The following is a 17,774-nucleotide window of genomic DNA, read 5'->3' as shown; positions in this document are numbered from 1 at the left end:
AACCGCTGAACTGATTATAGCACAGCGGTTTTAAATATTCACGAGATTCTTGCGGCCATTATATCGCCCTTAAATTGCCTCTTTCGCCCGTTTTTGGCCGGCAAAGGCAAAAATGGCGCGCACGGCTTCCTGCGACCGGCCGGCCTGCACAGCCCAGGCCCCGCCGGAAGGCAAGTGGAAGAACCCGGCGGTCTCAATCCTGGCATCGCCTAACACCGCCCCAACAACCTCTGCCGTCACGCCGCTTCCTGGTTCCCAGACCACCGTAATAAGGTCGCAATCTCCGGAGACCGTGCAGCCTTCCGGTATGACTTCCCCGGACGGTACGGCCAGTACGGTCCCGCCGGATTCGCCCCTGTAAAACAGGTCGTCGACGGCTTTTTCCTGCCAGGTTCTTCTTTCATCTTCTCCTTTTACGGTCACGATGAGGACATTTTTAGTCAGGGCTATCCCGTACAGCCCGCCAAAATTCTCTCCTTTCTGGCCGATCAGGGTACCCGGTTCGTCGGTGAAAGTCGATTTCACCAAAAAAGGCATCTTGAAATTAATGGCCGCCTTGACCGCGCGGGGATGGATCACTTTAGCCCCGGCACGGGCCAGGATATGCATGGGGTAAAAATCTATGCTCTTAAGGTAGGGGGCTTCCGGAAGCAAGCGCGGGTCGGTAAACGCAATCCCCGGCACATCGGTATAGATTTCCACCATTTCCGCTCCCAGGGCGCCGCCCAAAGCGAGCGCCGTCGTGTCGCTGCCGCCCCTGCCCAGGGTGGTTATATCGCCGTCTTCCGTAATGCCTTGGAACCCTGCGACAACCGCTATTTTCCCGCCGGACAGCTCTTTATGTATCCTCCCGGCGTTAACTTTCATGATTTCAGCATTGGTAAAACTGTCATTTGTGCCGATCCCGGCCTGGAACCCTGTCAGGGGACAGGCCTTGTATCCCTTTTGTTCAAGGGCGTGAGCGACAAGACAGGTGGAAATTATCTCGCCGCATGAAGCCAGCAGGTCTTTCGTCCTTGGACTCGAACCAGGTCCCACTTCTTCCAGCAAGCCCAGAAAAGTATCGGTGGCGTACGGCTCTCCTTTCCTGCCCATGGCGGAAACGACCACCACCACATCGTAGCCTTTATCCTTCGCCGCAGTAACCTTTTCCAGGACCTGATCACGCTTTTGCGGTGTATTCACTGAAGTGCCGCCAAACTTTTGCACCAGTATGGGCATTTTCCCGCTCCTTTCTATAATTCCTTAATACATTATGCATATAAAGATATTTTATCAATGATCGGGGAAAATGAACAGCACTTCGGAGCGGGAACTTTTGAACTTTACACGGCTAACATCTTTTGGCGTCCCGCCGCCGCCCAGTTCCTGGCAACCAGGAGCTCCACAATCTGCACGGCATTGAGAGCGGCGCCTTTCAGCAGGTTGTCCGCCACTATCCACATGTTGAGACCGTTGGCCACGGTGTAGTCTTTGCGGATGCGGCCCACGAAAACTTCGTACCTGTACTGGCAGTCAATAGCCAGCGGGTAGAGATTGTTGGCCACATCATCGACAACAACGACCCCCGGCGCATTGGCCAGTATATTCCTTATCTCTTCCACGTCCGGCAGCGGCTTTTCCGTTTCGATATTGACCGCTTCCGAATGGCAGCGGACCACGGGAACGCGCACTGTTGTGGCCGTAACCCGGATGTCGCTGTCGCCCAGGATCTTCCTGGTCTCGTTATGCATCTTCATCTCTTCTTTGGTATAGCCGTTTTCCATGAAAACATCGATGTGCGGCAGCACATTGAAGGCGATCTGGTGGGGATACACCTCGCGAGCCAGTTCGCGGCCGGCGACATAGGCCTGGACCTGCCCGTTCAACTCGTCGATGGCCTGCAGGCCGGTTCCGGAAACGGACTGGTAAGTGGAAACAACGACCCTTTTTATCTTGAAGCGGTCGTGAAGCGGTTTCAACGCCACAACCATCTGGATGGTCGAACAGTTTGGATTGGCAATCAGGCCGCGGTGTTTTTTGGCCTCAAGGGGATTGACTTCCGGCACAACCAGGGGGACGTCCGGTTCCATCCTAAAGGCGTTGCTGTTATCGACGACCACCGCCCCTTCATCCAGGGCAAGCGGGGCCAGTTCGCGGCTCGCCTGCTCGCCGGCGGAAAACAGGGCAAAATCTATATCCTTGAAGCAACCTTTCTGAACCAGCCTGGAAACGCACGTTTCACCCCGGAAACCGATCTTTTCCCCTTCATTCCTTCTCACCAGGGGTACGAGTTCACATATAGGCAGCGCAGACTTTTCGAGGGTAGCAATCATCTCTCTTCCCACAGCGCCCAGTCCCACTACCGCCACTCTGTACTGTTTCATCGCCAACACCCTTTCTGTAAATTTGCATACAATTTTGTCTGCGTGTGGTGTACATTTATCTACGTTCGGTAGACTATATAGTACGTATTATACTACTTTTTGGAGTTAAGTCAATAAAAAAGTCAAACAAAAAACAGTATTTTTTGCAGCTCATCGATGAGTAGTCACGAGAAATAAAATACAGCCAGAGGCGTTACCCCTAGCTGCTTCAAGCTATAGATACCCCCCTCTCTTCGCCCTCCGTGAGATAGTGCTCCACCCGGCCCTGGGCTAAGCCGGGTGACAGTCCTGTATTTGTTAAATACAGTCCCAGCACGGCGCACCGGTTGCACGCCGCACTTCGGCGAATGCCCCTTTCGTCCGGTTCACAGCCACCACGCTCCCCGGAATACTCTTGGCCTTCGCGACCCCTACCCCACTCCAGTGAGTGAGGTAATTGCATATCTGATTTTTAGTCTATTTTATGCCGCCAACACCTGTTTTGTCAACAAAAAAATAGATTTTACCGCCTCTTTAGCCAGTCGTTTTTCACCAGGATCTCGGCTATCTGCACGGCATTGAGGGCCGCTCCTTTCAGCAGGTTGTCCGCCACCACCCACATGTTAAGGCCGTTGGCGATGGTAAAGTCCTTGCGGAGCCTTCCGACAAAGACCTTGTCGGTGTCCCGGCAATAATAGGGCATGGGGTAGACCTTGTTCTGCGGGTCGTCCAACACCTTGACGCCGGGGGCGGAAGAAAGGATCGCCCTTATTTCCTCTATTTCCGGCAGGGGTTTTTCCGTTTCCACGTTGACAGCTTCGGAATGGCAGCGAATCACCGGTATCCTGACCGCCGTGGCCGTGACCTGGATGTCGTTATCTCCCATAATCTTTTTTGTTTCGTTGTACATTTTCATTTCCTCTTTGCTGTAGCCGTTTTCCATGAATATATCAATCTGCGGGAGGGCATTGAAGGCGATGGGATACGGGTACACCCGGCAAGTCAATTCCCTGCCTTCCACATATTCCCTAAACTGCCTGTTTATCTCCTCAATAGCCGGCAGCCCGGTTCCGGAGACCGCCTGGTACGTGGCGACAACCACTCTTTTGATTTTAAACCTGTCATGCAGCGGCTTCAAGGCCACAACCATTTGAATAGTCGAACAGTTGGGGTTGGCAATCAGGCCGCGGTGTTCCCTGGCGGCGCCGGGATTGACTTCCGGCACGACCAGCGGCACGTCTGGGTCCAGGCGAAAGGCGTTGCTGTTGTCGATCACCACCGCGCCTTCTTCAACGGCAATGGGCGACAGGACCTCGCTGGCTTTTTCTCCCGCCGAGAACAGGGCAACGTCAAGGCCTTTAAATGCCCCTTTCTCCGCAGTTTTGACTGTCAGCCGCGTCCCGCGGAAAACTACCGTTTTGCCTTCGTTCTCTTTAACATCCAGCGGCACAACCTGTTCTACAGGCAAACTGGACTTTTCGAGCGTGGCCAGCATCTGGGTACCCACGGCCCCCATGGCTCCGACCACACCTACCCTGTATTTCCTCATACCTTCTTCCTCCCTCGCTGCTTCTTATCTTTGGGTATAAACTGTTTTACAGTCTTTGCATGGACTTTACTTCCTCGAAAAATTCCTTTGGATACTTGACCGTTATCAACGGCGTCCGGTTATTTTTAGGAATATCGACCACCCTTAACACCTCGCCGCGGCAAACAGGTTCACCCATTTCGTCCACCAGCACGACCTGCCGCCCTTTTTCAGGAAGGGGCCAGTACTCAAATGGAAAGGTGATCAACGCTTCCGTCTCGCTAAAGGTGTAATCCTTCACGTAGATGGCCAAACCGGGGCAGGCCGCGATGCACGCGCCGCAGCCCAGGCACTTGTTCCCGTCAAGCACCGGCAAGTTGGTGATGGGTTTCCCCACTTTTATTGCTCCCTGCGGGCAGGAGGTCTCGCAAGGATTGCACGGTATTTCTTCCACGCATTCGATAAAGGCCAGGGGCCCTTTCCCCCAAAGTCCCTCCGGGGGATAGCCCGGACTGTTTCTAAGTTCTTCACGGTTAGGAGCGCCTGACAGTTTAACGCCCGCATGCTCAGAATGCCCCGGCATTGACGATCTCCCCTTCCCGATGCAGTATGACTTCTTTGGCTTTGCGGCGCCCTTCGCCAAACGGCCCGCTTCTCAAGGAATTCAGCCTGTCCCATACCTTTTGCGCCTCTTCTTTTAAAGCGCCAGGCTCCAGGTATCCCAGGGAAGCGGCAGCTCCGATCCCCGCCAGGCGCCCTTCTTCCATTGCCGTGCTGGCTTCCTCCACCCCGGCGATGTCCCCGGCGACATAAATCCCCGGAATGTTCGTCTCCATAAACTCGTTGTGATCAGGCACAAACCCGCCCAGCGATGGAATGTAATGGAAACGGCAGCCCAAAAACCAGGCCAGTTCGGTAAGAGGCGTAAGACCGGTGGCCACGCAGATGGTATCAACATCAAGCGTTTTCTCCGTGCCGGGAACAGGGTTCCATTTATCATCAAGGGCCACTATCTCGGCTCCTTCGACCTTATCTTTGCCCAGGGCCCGCTTGACGGTATGGGAAGTGTAAAATGGCACCCCCGCCCTGCGGACTTTGGCCGTATGGACTCCATATCCGCCCAGCCGGGGAGCGGCCTCGATGATGGCGACGACCTCGGCGCCGGCTTGCATCAGCTGGTAAGAAACAATAACTCCAACGTTTCCCGAACCGATCATCAGGATCCTTTTCCCGGGCTTAACCCGGTGGATGTTGATCATCGTCTGCGCCGCTCCTGCCCCCATCACCCCGGGCAATGTCCATCCCGGAAAGGTGAGAGAGTTCTCGACCGCGCCGGTGGAAAGGATTATCCTTTCTCCTCTCACCTCCAGCGAATTTTTACCGTTTTGTATAACCCAGACCTTTTTATCTTTGTCTATGCCGACAGCCTCGGAGTTCAGCCATACTTCAATGCCCAGCGCTTCCGTCTGCTCCAGCAGTTTTTGGCCGATGTCCAGTCCCCGCACGCCGGCCTGGTGCTCACGGGAACCGAAAAACTTATGGATTTGCTTAAAAAGCTGCCCGCCGGGCCGCGAATTCTCATCAATGACGAGCACCTTGGCGCCAAGGCGCGCCCCTTCTATCGCCGCCGACAGCCCTGCCGGCCCGCCGCCGGCAACCACTATCTCAGTCGTTTTCACTGCCGCCACCTTCTTTCCACTGGCCCAACCCTTTCTGGGTTTGAATAACCATCCCGTCGCGCACCGGTGTAACGCAGGTGCGCACATTGGGAACGCCGTCAACAATCATCACGCAGTCGGTGCAGCGCCCGATGCCGCAGTATATTCCCCTCGGCCTGTTGTCCTTTTTTGTATAACGCAGTGTTTTCTTGCCGTGGGCCCACAGCGCCGCCGCAATCACTTCTCCTTCGTAAGCTTCCAGCGGGTCGCCGTCGACAAAGATCGTCACTTTTTTTCGCTCCGGGGCGTCCCCAAGGATAATGTGATGTTCAACCCGTCCCATCTTAATCCTTCCCTTCAACCAGCGATAAATTTTGCAGATCCGCTTTCAGCCTGGCCACTATTTCCCCGGACGCTTCCACCAGCGGGAGCCGCAGGGAACCCGCGTCAAAACCGCACAGCCTTAGAGCGCTTTTTAAGGGAATGGGATTTGCCGTCAAAAAAAGGCTCTCGTAAACCGGCGTAAGAGCGAGGTGCAGTTCTTTTGCTTTCTCCACCCGTCCCGCCAGGTAGTTCTCGATCATTGCTTTCATTTGCCTTCCCGCGACATGCGCGGCCACGCTCACCACCCCGTACCCGCCGATAGCCAGGATTGGCAAAGTAAGGTGGTCTTCGCCCGTATACACCTTGAAGTGGGGAGGTGCTTCCCTTATAACCCTGGAAATCTTGCCAAAGTCTTCAGTGGCTTCCTTGATGGAATGGACAAAAGGTATTTTGGCAATTCTTAGAATTGTTTCCGCGTCCAGGTTCAGTGCGGTTCGCCCGGGTACGTTGTAAACCATCAGCGGTAACTGAGCGGCCTGGGCAATCGTTTTAAAATGCTGGTAAATCCCCTCCCGGTTGGGCTTATTGTAATAGGGAACAACCGCCATAATCCCGTCGATGCCCGTTTCTTTCGCCTTTTGGGCCAGCAGGGCGGACTTTTCCGTGTTGTTGCTCCCCACGTTGGCTATTACCGGGATACCCACATTCCTTTTTACCGTTTCAAATAGAGCGAGTTTTTCATCGTCCGACAGGGTAGGGCTTTCTCCCGTGGTACCCGCCAGTACCACTGCCGTGGTTCCCTCGCCGGCAAGCCTTTTCGCCAGTTCAGCGGCCCCGGCCAAGTTAAGCTTGCCTTCCCTGTCAAACGGCGTAGCCATTGCCGTTATCAATCGGCCCCAGTCCTGCACTCCCAACACCTCCACAATAGATTGTCATCTTTCCTTATTCCTTAGTGATTACATCTATCCTTACCGGGCGAACCGGCTGGCGAACAGTGGACGGCAGCACCTCCTCCGGCTTTTTGCCGGTCGCTTCGCTGACAATACGGGACACGTTCCGGGAACAGATTTTTCCCTGGCATAATCCCATGCCCGCCCTGGACCAGCGTTTAACTTCATTCATTGTCGTGGCGCCGTTTTTGATGGCCTCTTCAATTTCTTCCCTCGTTACTTCTTCGCAGCGGCAAATGTAATTTTTGGGTCCTTCCTGCATCAGGCATTTCCTCCTTCCCCACCATTACTGCTCATCATGGGGTGAGCAGCTCTTTTAGTCCATTATATCTTTTTTCCAGCCGCGGGGTCAATAAACATCTTTATTAATTATAAATTTTTTTGCAAATTGCTTATATTAAATTATTCAAAAGTGCTGAGTTGACAATTATTTACATTGTTAAAATTAAATTTACCATGAAATTTTTTTAAAAATACCTTGTTTTCTTTTCAAAATTTATGGTATGCTATTCATAACAGCTCCTCACTATATGATGAGCAGGCGAAAGGAAAGCCCGGAGGTATCAGCATGCAAGAAAAATATGACGCAATAATAGTCGGCGGCGGCATAATCGGCCTTTCAACTGCCTATTACCTGACCGCCAGCCCAAGGAAAGTTCTGCTTATCGAAAAAAAAGAGTTCGGCTCGGGCGCTTCGGGAGCATGTGACGACCAGATCCTCCTGCAGTCCAAAAGGCCCGGCATACTCCTCACCCTGGCCTTAGAGAGCCTTGAGCATTATCGCCGCCTGGAAAAAGACCTCCCCCTGGAAATCGACCTGGAAAACGCAGGTGGGATGATTTTCATCGAAACCCAGGAACAGCTGCCCATCATGGAGGATTTCGTCAACCAGCAGCACAGCTGCGGCCTGGATGTAACTTTCCTGGACAAAAAGGAAATGAAAAAACTTCATCCCCACGTAAGCCCCCACGTCCTGGCATCTACATACAGCCCCCTGGACTCCCAGGTAAACCCCCTCAAAACCATGAGGGCGTTTGCCGCCGCGGCTCAAGACAGGGGCCTTAAAATCAAAAAGGGTTCCAAAGTGCAATCAATTGAGTTTATCAGCGATTATAACTGGAAGGTCGTTTGCGAAGACGGCCAGCGTTTTTACTCCGAATCGGTCATCAACGCAGCAGGTGCATGGGCGGGCGAATTGGCCGGCCAGCTGGGCATTGACATCCCTATCCGGCCGAAGCGCGGGCAAATCGCAGTGACGGAGCAGATCCCCCGCCTTGGCAAAACGAATTTCTGGAACGCCGACTATATTGTCATGAAACTCTATCCCTCCCTGGCCAAAAGCCGCAGGCAGATCTTGAACGACCTGGGCATCGGGCTGGCGGTTTCCCAGACCGGTGAAGGCAACTATTTTATTGGCGGCACCAGGGAATACGCCGGGTATGACAACACCACGAGCTGCGAGGCCATCCGGCTCGTAATAGGGGAAGCCGCCCGCTTTTTCCCGATTCTTAAAAACGTGCACATAATCCGCACCTTTGCCGGGCTGCGTCCGGCCTCCGACGACGGCAAACCCTTTATCGGCCCTGTTTCCAGGTACCCCGGCTTTTACATGGCAGCAGGGCATGAAGGCGACGGGATAGCCCTGGCCCCTATTACCGGCAAACTGATCGCCCTTATGCTCGATTCGGAAACGCTGCCTCACGACATAAGCGAACTGTCGCCCGACCGCTGTCTGCAGTACTCCTGCGCTTGAATCATTAATGCAAATCAGCAAGGCAAAACATCCATATTCCTTTTCGCGCCTGGAGGTTTTCGATAATGAATGTAAAGACCCTGGACGAAAAAGAGCTCCTTATCCTGGAAATGATCAGCGAGGCTTCGGACCCTATTGGTTCCTGGCACATTGTAAACCGGCTGGCTGAAGAACAAATAGAAACGAGTTCCGCAACAATAGGCAGGATACTTAATAAACTGGAAAGCCTTGGCTATCTGCAAAAGGAAAAATACCGCGGCCGGGTCATCACCGAAAAGGGCCTCAGGGCTATTATACTGAACAAGCAGTTAAAAAACATGGAGTTCTACCAGAGCAACCTCAACAAATACATCGACCCCAAGCTCCTGGAGGATTTTTTGGCCGTGCTGGAAGCCCGCCGCACGGTGGAAAGGGGGACGGCCAGGCTGGCCGCCCAGCGGATAACCACAACCGAAATTGCCGCCATGGAAGAGACCCTTTTTCTCCAGGAAAACAGCTACAAAGAAGACAAGCCGATAACTCTCCACGACCTGGAATTTCACAAAGCCATCGCCCGCGCTTCGAGAAACCCCATTCTGGAACTGATGTACTACCAGCTGGCCATCATGGGCCAGCAGTCCCAGGCTTTTGAATATATCAGGAAAAAAATCAATTCGGAGTACATGGTTTCTCACCGCCGCATTCTTGACGCCCTTCGCAGGCGCGACGCCGACGAGGCGGAAGCGGCCATGCTCGCCCACATCGACAGCCTGGTGGAGGATGTCAACAAGTACTGGAAAACTTGCCTGAACACTTAATTTGAATTGCATAAGGCCATGCGGAGCTCCCTCGCCCATTTGCCCGGGCAGCGATTGAAAAAACCCTTTATAGCCGCAGCAAGCACTGACCCGAACCGATTTTCGGGCAGCGACGCTCCTGGTTAGGCTCTGTTTAAGCTATACTCGGGGCGTTTTTAATAAATTGAATGATTCATAATTATCTTGACCTTCAAGGAGGTGGGGTGCCAGGATAAACGAAAAGTAGTAAAGCGTAAACTGTAGGCGACTTTTTGAAAATCCATCATTTTCGGGGAGGGTGAATGTATTGAAACGTCGAAATCTAATGTGGATTGCCCTGCTTTGCATCGCGCTGCTGGTGTTTGTGGCCGCCTGCGCGCAAAAACCCGCTGAAAAGCCTGCGGAAAAGCCTAAAGAAGCGCCTAAAACAACAACTCTCACCTGGACGGCCGGTTCGATGGGCGGCGGCTGGTATTCCCAGGCCGGCGGTTTTGGTGAACTGATGACCAAAAAGAACACGGGGATTAGCCTGAAAGTCATCCCTGGCGGCGGGGTTCAGAACGTACCCCTGGTTAACAAGGGCGACTGCGAAATCGGCTGGGGACTCCCGCCCCTCGTCGCTGCGGCCGCTGCCGGTGAAGACCCCTACACCGAAAAATACACCAACGTCCGCGGGATTGCCACCGACCTGGGCATCAGTTACTTCCATTTCCTGGTGGCAGATGACAGCCCTTACAAGACCATTAAAGACGTCCTCACCAGCAAGAAACCGATCAGGATTACCGTATCCGTCGTCGGGAGTTCCGACGAATGGGTCTTCAGAAAAGTTATGGCTTTTTACGGAACATCATATGATAAACTTAAAGCAAACGGTTCCAAGATATTCCATGCCGGATACGCCGACCAGGCCACCCAGTTCAAGGACAAGAACGTCGATGTCTACTTTACTTTCCTCGGCCTGCCCGGAGCAGCCGTTACCGAGGCCTCCATCGGCCGGCCGATGCGGATCCTGGAATGGCCCGATGACCTCCTGCAGGCCTTAAGCAAGTTCAATCTCGGCAGCGGTGTCATTCCCGCCGGCACTTACCCGAAAGCGGTCAACGGCGACAAGGATGTCAAAACCGCCACGATGAGCAACTGCGTCATTGTCAACAAGAACGTGCCCGATGACATCGTTTACACCATCACCAAGACCATCTGCGACAACCTAGAGGAGACAAAAGCCATCCATCCCGCTTTCAAGGTGTTTGATCCGAGCAAGGCCTGGGATAAGATCGGCGCCCCGCTCCATCCCGGCGCAGAAAAATACTACAAGGAAAAAGGCTACATCAAGTAATCTGGAACTAGCGGTAAAGGGCCCGGGCAAGTCCCGGGCCTTCTTTAAAATGATAATACATAATGAAAAGTATGAAATCTGCGGGTCTTAGGAGAAAACATTTTTTGAAAAAATATGCTGGCATTAAACAGCCGGTGTTTTAAATATATTTCTACAGCAATGCGAGGAGGTACATTATGAACACGCGCCAACTCAAAGGTCCTGCAGGAATAGCCGTCACACTGTACGCAGTAATTGCCACATTGTTTCATTTATACACTTCGGGGTTCGGAGTCCTTGAACCCAGGGAAATGCGATCCCTCCACCTCTTGTTTTTGATACCGCTTGTCTTTTTCCTGTACCCCGCCACCAAAAAATCGCCCGCGAACAAAATCCCCTGGTACGATTGGCTGCTCGCCGCGGCTGCCTTTGCCGGCAGCGCTTACAGCTACCTGAACGCCGAGCGGATCAATTTCCGTTACCAGGGGGTTACGGAAGTCCTGCCGGCTGAAGTCATCTTCGGAACCATCATGGTGCTGCTGGCCATAGAATCATGCCGCCGGCTCATTTCCAAGTGGTTTGCCCTCATGCCCGTCATCTTTTTAACATACCTGGCCTTCGCCCAGTACCTGCCCGGCATCCTTCATTTCAAGTCATACTCGTTCGAACGCATCATTGAAATGATGTACCTCTTCGTAGACGAAGGGATGTACGGCTTCTTAACCGGCCTTTCCGCCAACGTGCTTTACATTTATGTCGTCTTCGCCGTATTCATGATCCGCTGCGGCGTCGGCGACTACCTGATCGAACTGGCTCACGCCCTGGCCGGCGGCCTAAGAGGCGGTCCCGCCAAAATAGCCGTGCTGGCCAGCGCCCTTTACGGCACCGTGAGCGGCAGTACGGTGGCCAACGTCTACGCCACCGGCAGCGTAACCATCCCCATGATGAAAAAAATCGGCTACAGGCCGAAAACAGCGGCCGCCATCGAAGCCGCAGCCTCCACCGGCGGGCAGATCATGCCGCCCATCATGGGCGTGGGGGCCTTCGTCATGTCGGAACTGACGGCGGTGCCGTACTCCCAGATTATCAAAATCGCCTTCCTGCCCGCAGTCCTCTACTACTTAGGCGTTTTAACGATGGTCCACTTCGAGGCCGTGAGATTGAACCTGCAGCCTGACCCGGACCGGGAAAAGCCCGACTGGCGCTCAATCTTGAGCCGGAGCTACATGGTGGTGCCTTTTCTCCTGATCGCCTACCTCCTCATCGCCGGCTATTCGCCGACCAAGTCTGCTTTTTACGTGGTATTGCTCACCGCCGTCCTGGGGGTCATCAACCCAAGAGTGCGCTTCAATTTTAAGTCCCTGTGGGAGTCCTTGTCGGAAAGCGCCGTCACCGCCGCCCAGATCGCCGTGGCCCTGGCCAGCGCGGGGATCATCGTCACCTGCATGACCCGCACCGGCGCCGCTCTTTCCTTCAGCAGCATGGTGATCCACTTCTCCGGCGGCATTCTCTTCCTCGTCCTCTTGATGGTCTTCGTGGCCGTCGCTCTCCTGGGAGCCGGGATCCCCACCACCGCCGCCTACATCATCGCCGTGACCATCGGCGCTTCCGCCCTCGGTGAGTTCGGCGTCCCGCTCATCGTCGCGCACCTCTTCGTCTTTTACTACGCCGTATTCTCCGACCTGACGCCGCCGGTGTGCGTGACCGCTTTTGCGGCGGCAACGCTCTCCGGATCGGAAATGATGGTTACGGGACTTGAGGCCTTCAAGCTGGCGATTTCAGGCTTTGTTGTGCCGTTTGTCTTCGTCTACCAGCCGGCCTTGCTCTGGCAGGGAACAGCCGCGGAAACACTCCAGGCCTTCGCCTTAACTTCGGCGGCCATCTTTGTGCTTTCCATCGCGCTGGTCGGCTGTTTCAGGGGGCACATCAACCTTCCCGGCAGGGCCGTGCTCCTCGCCTCCGGCCTGCTCCTGGTTTATCCCTCTTTGCAGTTCCAACTGGCAGGGCTGGGGATAGCCGCAGCAGGGCTCCTCTGGGCTTACCTGCAGGGCAGGCCCGTGGCCGTCAAAGCAGCCGAATGACTGGTCTACTAATCTAAACGGTTCAAGCCGTAAAGAAACAAATAAACCCCTGAAAAACAGGCTGCCTAAAAGCCTCTTTCAGGGGTTTTCGTTCTCCCGGCAAATATTGAAATTCAAGCGCCTGGATCGGCTTCCAGGGCCAACTGCCCTTCCAAAAAATCGACAAACTGGCGCGCGGTCCGGGCAGAGCGGGCATTGAAGCTCATCTCCCACTTCAGCGCTCTCTGGTGTAACTCCTCCACCGGGATGTCAATGCCCCTTTCCCTGGCCATTTTTTCCACGATAGCCAAGTAGCGTTTCTGGTCAGGCGCGGCAAAGGTGACGGTGATGCCGAAACGGTCCGCCAGCGAGAGTTTTTCCTGCATGGTGTCCATGTACCTGACATCGTCCTGTTCCTTATCGTACCCGGTGATTTCCCTGTCGGAAAACCTCTCCTGCACCAGGTGACGCCGGTTGGAAGTTGCATAAACCAGCACGTTTTGGGGGCGGGCTTCCAACCCTCCTTCCAGCAGGGCTTTCAGTTCGCGGTACTGCCCCTCCTGTTCCGTGAAAGACAGGTCGTCCACAAAAAGGATGAACCTCTGCGGGCGCTCGGCCAACAAAGAGATCACCAGAGGAAAATCGGCCAGGTCCTGCTTCTGAACCTCAATAAGCCGCAATCCCCTTTCCCCGTAGAGATTGACCAGAGCCTTGACGGTCGATGATTTTCCCGTCCCCCTGTCGCCGTAAAGCAGGACATTGTTGGCCGGGTAGCCCCGGAGAAATTGTTCCGTGTTCTGGATAATCCTGCTCTGCTCCCTCTCGTACTCGTACAGCTGGTTCAGCTGGATGGTATCGGGGTTTTTTACCCCCACCAGCATCCCGTCGCCATTCTTGTGTACCCAGCGGAAAGCGTAGTGCTGGCCGAAGATTCCCACACCGTTTTCCCGGTAATAATCGCCAAGCAGCTTCAAGGCCTTCCTCCAACTGTCCAGCCTGTGGATCCGCCTGATCACCCTGTTTCTCCTCTCCCCGCCTGTTTCCTTTTTGCCGTTGAGGTATACTCCTTCCCAGTCGGGGAGATTTTGGACATCAAAGCCCCGGCCTATTTTACCGGCTAAGACCTCCCTGATCAGGGAGCCGGAGACCTGGGAAACGGACTGCAAGTACTGCAGGTCCTGTTCGGCCATTCTTTTAACCTGCGGGGGTATGTCGCGCAGCCTGAACCTCTCCGCCTGGCGGCTGAATATGTTTTCATCAAGCAGGATCAACTTTAACAGGTAGTTCGGCCAGGCGAACCTGCCGCCTGTCGAGACCTCGGCAGCCGCGGGAATAAACGAGGCTGTAAAATCGTTGTACAAAGCAAGGGCTCTTGAGGGATCGGGTTGCGGTTTTGCCGTTTCCTTCAACAGCGATAAAAATTTGACGACCAGCGGATCATTAACCACACTCCTGTATAGAATAACCTTCCACTCCGCCTGGATTGCTTTTTCCATCTTTTCTGTCATTTGGCGTCCTCCCATTATCTCTACCCTGATTAATATCCAATAATTAACCGCAAAACCGTGTTCTTTTGTTATTGTAATCTATTATAATAACAAAAAAACACAAATGCTATATTTTATTTCTTTCTCTTCTTGTTGTTTTATATAAAGAATAAAAATGACCCGCTATTTACCAAAGACGAGTTTTACTATAGAATATGCTTGTTGCAGGGAGGACTGGATATGAAAAAGCTGGGAACCGCTTCGGCCTTATTATTAATACTGGTATTCTGCTTTGCCTTTGCCGCCCGGCCGGTGGAAGCCGCGCCGGCCGCGGCTGGTTTTGCTCTCCCCACGGACCCCCAACCACTGGCCAGGACACCGGCCCGGGTGGATGAGGTCCAGACGGTACTGAACTGGTACGAAGAAAAGACTGAAGTGACGAGCACTTACTACCTTGTAAATCCGGCGAAAAAAATCGTTCGCCTCACCCTGTCGTTTCCTGCCCGGTCGCTTGTCGTCCTGCCCGTTGACGGCAGCGCTGGCTCCCGGTCCAAGCAGCCATCCGGGGAAACCAGTTTCCTCTTCAAAGTCTTAATTAACGGTGAAGAAGCAAAAATCCGGTACAACAGCAAGCAGCAGTCGCTTACCTGGTCGGTTCTTTTCCAGCCGGAACAAAGCGCAGTCATGAACCTGGAATATGCGATGAACTGCGTGCATACAGCAGAAGGTTTGCTGGCAACCGGTTTCCGCTGGCCTGCCAGGAACATGTGGGCGAAAGATGCTGCCAGAAACCGCGTTACCCTGAAAATGAAAGAAATCAACCCCGGCTTAATCAAAGAAGTGCAACCGGAGGAATTCTCAATAACCGCCGACAGCCTGTCCTGGTCATGGGAACAGTCGCCGGAAGGCAAAGAGCTGCTTGTCGCGGCGGATATTGAAACAGAAAAAGAATCCTGGGAAAAGCACCTTGGGGAAGTGGAAAAAACGCAGCTGGAACATTACCTGCAGGAACGTGATTATCTTGTCGCCGCGGGTCTTTTTGCCGCTTGCCGGGAAAAAGCGCCCAGAGAAAGCAAGGTTCCCCTTTGGACAGGGCAGGCTTATTACCTGGAAAAGGCGGGTAAAAGAGATGAAGCGCTGTCCATCTGGAAAGAACTGGCCGACAATGAAGGTGCCTCTCCTTTCATTTACTGGCACCTGGGAAAAGAATACGCCAGCCAGGTCGGAAAACTGGCCGGCCTTTACAACCAGGTCCGGGAGCTTCAGGTCCACCCCCTGCTGCAGCGCTGGCTGGCAAACCAGCTTCCGCCAAGCCGGGTAAAAAGCTCCCCTCCTGAAGTTGCTGCCCTGGCTGCGACCGTCGAGGAAGGGAAAGACGGCCTTCTGGTGAAGGGCGCCGTTTCAGACAGGGATGGAGATGTTCGAAAGATCGCGCTTCGCTGCCGCTGGGAAGAAGGCCCGGTGGAGGAAAAGCCCTTTGAAATTATCCCTTTTTGCTACAACCATAAGATTTCTTGTTTTATTCCCGCGGACAAACCCATGCAGCGACTTTACTACCAGTTCATTGCCATTGACAGCGCAGGCCAGGAGACCGCCTCGGATTGGAAGGAGACTTTTTACCTTAACAGGCTGGTGCCCAGCGACACATATACACTGCCGGGAGCCAAGCTGGTGCTTGGCGACTATTCCCAAGAAGAATACGACAAGGTCTTCAAATGGTTCAAAAGCTACTTGAAAATGGCCAAAGAGGCCGGGTTCGTCCCGCTCGAAGGCCAAAGTCCCTATTTCATATTTCTGGGAAAACCCCACCAGTTTACGGGAGATTACCAGGGCCCGCTCTTTCTTCTTTATACGCCAGCGCCCTTTTCTCCGGATGAAACCAAAATCCACGTTCACCGTTATTTTCTTTCTTTCTGGTATGGTTCCGGGTGGAACAATTTGCCGCGCGGCCAGCTGGAGGACCTTGGCGACGGGCTGCTGCTGGGCAGGGGCCCGTATGTTCTCACCCTCAAATACCTTAACGACAATAATCCCCGGCAGTTCGCCGCTCTCCTGGCAGCAGTCGGCCAGGGCAAGGAATGGACGCAGGCGCTGGCCGAAACATACCACATGTCCGCAGCCGAAATACGGTTGAAATCGCTCTGGTTCGCCTACGGTTACAACCTGCTGGCCGTGCTGATCATCTTGTTCCTGGCCTGGCTTGGAAAAACGGGTTACCTGGTAAGGTTCATACGAAGCATGCGTGCCCGGTAAAGGTGCGCGGTCAAATCTTACCACTTTTCTACCGGTTTGAACTTTTGCCATTCTTTGCAGTCATATATTTCCAGCATAAAAACGTCATTTTCAGGCAGGAATCCCCTTTTTCTTGTCGAAACCAGTTAGTGACAGAAAGGGGGACAGGCATAAAAGCATGAAAAGAATGGAAAAACTGGTTTCTCTGATTATTATCGCTTTTTTTGCCCTTGGACTGTCTTCTGTGGGGATGGCGTCAGAAACCGACCTCAAAAAACGGCAGGAAGAGATCGAGCAGCAGATCCAGCAAGTCCAGCAGGACTTGCAGCAGAAAAAAATTGAAGAGAGCAAGGCCCTCCAGGAACTGCGCAAACTGAACAATACGCTCTCCAGCATTGAAAAAAAACTTAGAACCACCGAAAAGAATCTCAGTACAACCGAAAAGAATCTCCGGGAACTGGAAAGCGAGCTCCAGAAGTCCGAAAACAACCTGGCCGCAAAAACGCAGGCGCTGAGCAACCGGCTTAATACCATTTACGAACAGGGCAACGTCCACATCCTCGAAGTCCTGCTCAGTTCCACCAGTTTCACCGATTTCTTGACCCGCTGGGACCTGGTTAGCCGCCTAGCCGAACAGGATATGGCCCTGATTGACGACGTCAAAGCGGAAATCGGCAAGTACCGGGAAAAACGCCAGCAGGTCCTGGTAAAAAAAGAATCCCTGTTCAAACTGCTTAATGACCAGAACGAACAACGGCAGGAATTGAAAATGGCCAGTTCCCGCCAAAGCGAAATATACAGGGACATAGCCTCGGAAAGAAAAGAAATTGAGGCGGCCCTGGACGACCTTGAACAGGAATCGGCCAGGATCGCGCTGGAGCTGAGCAAGCTTGACTCCAACGCCGCATACATGGGGACCGGGGTTTTTGCCTGGCCGACGCCCGGCTACAAGCAGATAACCTCGCCCTTTGGCTGGCGGCGCCATCCAATCCTGAAATCCAACCGTTTTCATACGGGGGTTGACATCGGGGCGCCTTACGGCGCCGCCATCGTGGCCGCGGACCACGGGCGCGTGATCGAGGTCGGCTGGCGCGGGGCGTACGGCCGGGTGGTTATGATTAACCACGGCGGCGGCATTGTGACCATGTACGCCCACACCTCAGCTTCGCTCGTCGATGCGGGCGACTTTGTAAAAAAAGGCCAGGCCATTGCCAGGGTCGGGACGACTGGCTGGAGCACCGGCCCGCACCTTCATTTCGAAGTGAGGAAAAACGGAGAACCACAAAATCCCACGGGTTATATAAAATGAAATCAGGGCAATAACTGAACCTCATATATTAGGCTCA

15 protein-coding genes and 1 riboswitch are annotated in these 17,774 nt (G+C 53.7%); of the genes, 6 read left to right on the top strand and 9 right to left on the bottom strand.

All coding sequences use genetic code 11. The features are described 5' to 3' along the window. Window positions 1–69 precede the first annotated feature (69 nt). The 8 genes from NUV48_04850 to NUV48_04815 all read right to left on the bottom strand — a co-directional run bounded on the left by NUV48_04850 (window position 70) and on the right by NUV48_04815 (window position 7,067). Window positions 70–1,221: an aspartate kinase gene (locus tag NUV48_04850; protein MCR4441469.1), complete on the bottom strand. Its 1,152-nt coding sequence runs from the start codon at window positions 1,219–1,221 to the stop codon at window positions 70–72. Window positions 1,222–1,325: 104 nt separating this feature from the next. Continuing rightward, window positions 1,326–2,366 (bottom strand): aspartate-semialdehyde dehydrogenase, encoded by a 1,041-nt coding sequence (locus NUV48_04845; protein MCR4441468.1) that lies wholly within the window; start codon window positions 2,364–2,366, stop codon window positions 1,326–1,328. Window positions 2,367–2,606: 240 nt separating this feature from the next. Beyond that, a riboswitch (Lysine riboswitch) is annotated at window positions 2,607–2,787 on the bottom strand. An 81-nt stretch (window positions 2,788–2,868) separates the two neighbouring features. Beyond that, window positions 2,869–3,894 carry an aspartate-semialdehyde dehydrogenase gene (locus NUV48_04840; protein MCR4441467.1) on the bottom strand — a complete coding sequence of 342 codons (1,026 nt, stop codon included), beginning with the start codon at window positions 3,892–3,894 and terminating at the stop codon, window positions 2,869–2,871. A 46-nt stretch (window positions 3,895–3,940) separates the two neighbouring features. Continuing rightward, window positions 3,941–4,456 (bottom strand): 4Fe-4S binding protein, encoded by a 516-nt coding sequence (locus tag NUV48_04835; protein ID MCR4441466.1) that lies wholly within the window; start codon window positions 4,454–4,456, stop codon window positions 3,941–3,943. Continuing rightward, window positions 4,440–5,552 (bottom strand): NAD(P)/FAD-dependent oxidoreductase, encoded by a 1,113-nt coding sequence (locus NUV48_04830; GenBank protein MCR4441465.1) that lies wholly within the window; start codon window positions 5,550–5,552, stop codon window positions 4,440–4,442. Before NUV48_04830 ends, NUV48_04835 begins: the two co-directional genes overlap by 17 nt. Continuing rightward, entirely contained in the window at window positions 5,539–5,874 is a 336-nt protein-coding gene (locus tag NUV48_04825; protein ID MCR4441464.1) for a (2Fe-2S)-binding protein, read from the bottom strand. The genes NUV48_04830 and NUV48_04825 overlap by 14 nt, the downstream gene beginning before the upstream one ends. Window position 5,875: 1 nt before the next feature. Further along, the gene (gene dapA, locus NUV48_04820) at window positions 5,876–6,763 is read right to left on the bottom strand and encodes a 4-hydroxy-tetrahydrodipicolinate synthase (GenBank protein ID MCR4441463.1); all 888 of its coding nucleotides are present in this window, start codon (window positions 6,761–6,763) and stop codon (window positions 5,876–5,878) included. Window positions 6,764–6,797: 34 nt separating this feature from the next. Continuing rightward, window positions 6,798–7,067: a (2Fe-2S)-binding protein gene (locus NUV48_04815; protein MCR4441462.1), complete on the bottom strand. Its 270-nt coding sequence runs from the start codon at window positions 7,065–7,067 to the stop codon at window positions 6,798–6,800. A 306-nt stretch (window positions 7,068–7,373) separates the two neighbouring features. Between NUV48_04815 and NUV48_04810 the strand changes: the two genes are divergently transcribed. The 4 genes from NUV48_04810 (at window position 7,374) to NUV48_04795 (ending at window position 12,730) form a co-directional block, all read left to right on the top strand. After that, window positions 7,374–8,558, top strand: coding sequence for an FAD-binding oxidoreductase (locus NUV48_04810; protein ID MCR4441461.1), 1,185 nt, complete (start codon window positions 7,374–7,376; stop codon window positions 8,556–8,558). 65 nt (window positions 8,559–8,623) lie between these two features. Then, window positions 8,624–9,355 carry an FCD domain-containing protein gene (locus NUV48_04805; GenBank protein MCR4441460.1) on the top strand — a complete coding sequence of 244 codons (732 nt, stop codon included), beginning with the start codon at window positions 8,624–8,626 and terminating at the stop codon, window positions 9,353–9,355. Window positions 9,356–9,641: 286 nt separating this feature from the next. Then, window positions 9,642–10,670 (top strand): TAXI family TRAP transporter solute-binding subunit, encoded by a 1,029-nt coding sequence (locus NUV48_04800; GenBank protein MCR4441459.1) that lies wholly within the window; start codon window positions 9,642–9,644, stop codon window positions 10,668–10,670. Between the two features lie 176 nt (window positions 10,671–10,846). Further along, window positions 10,847–12,730, top strand: coding sequence for a TRAP transporter permease (locus NUV48_04795; GenBank protein MCR4441458.1), 1,884 nt, complete (start codon window positions 10,847–10,849; stop codon window positions 12,728–12,730). A 113-nt stretch (window positions 12,731–12,843) separates the two neighbouring features. Here the strand turns inward: NUV48_04795 and NUV48_04790 are convergent, their stop codons facing one another. Further along, window positions 12,844–14,217: an ATP-binding protein gene (locus NUV48_04790; protein MCR4441457.1), complete on the bottom strand. Its 1,374-nt coding sequence runs from the start codon at window positions 14,215–14,217 to the stop codon at window positions 12,844–12,846. A 219-nt stretch (window positions 14,218–14,436) separates the two neighbouring features. On the opposite strand from NUV48_04790, the gene NUV48_04785 reads away from it, so the two are divergent. Both NUV48_04785 and NUV48_04780 read left to right on the top strand, forming a co-directional pair. Next, window positions 14,437–16,449, top strand: a complete 2,013-nt coding sequence (locus NUV48_04785) for a hypothetical protein (GenBank protein MCR4441456.1) — start codon at window positions 14,437–14,439, stop codon at window positions 16,447–16,449. A 157-nt stretch (window positions 16,450–16,606) separates the two neighbouring features. Next, the gene (locus tag NUV48_04780) at window positions 16,607–17,737 is read left to right on the top strand and encodes a peptidoglycan DD-metalloendopeptidase family protein (protein ID MCR4441455.1); all 1,131 of its coding nucleotides are present in this window, start codon (window positions 16,607–16,609) and stop codon (window positions 17,735–17,737) included. The last annotated feature ends 37 nt before the right edge of the window (window positions 17,738–17,774 follow it).

The organism is Peptococcaceae bacterium (assembly GCA_024655825.1).
Classification (GTDB): Bacteria; Bacillota; Peptococcia; order DRI-13; family PHAD01; genus JANLFJ01.
The sequence above is the reverse complement of the archived record's forward strand: the minus strand, read 5'-3'. Positions and strand labels throughout refer to the sequence as shown.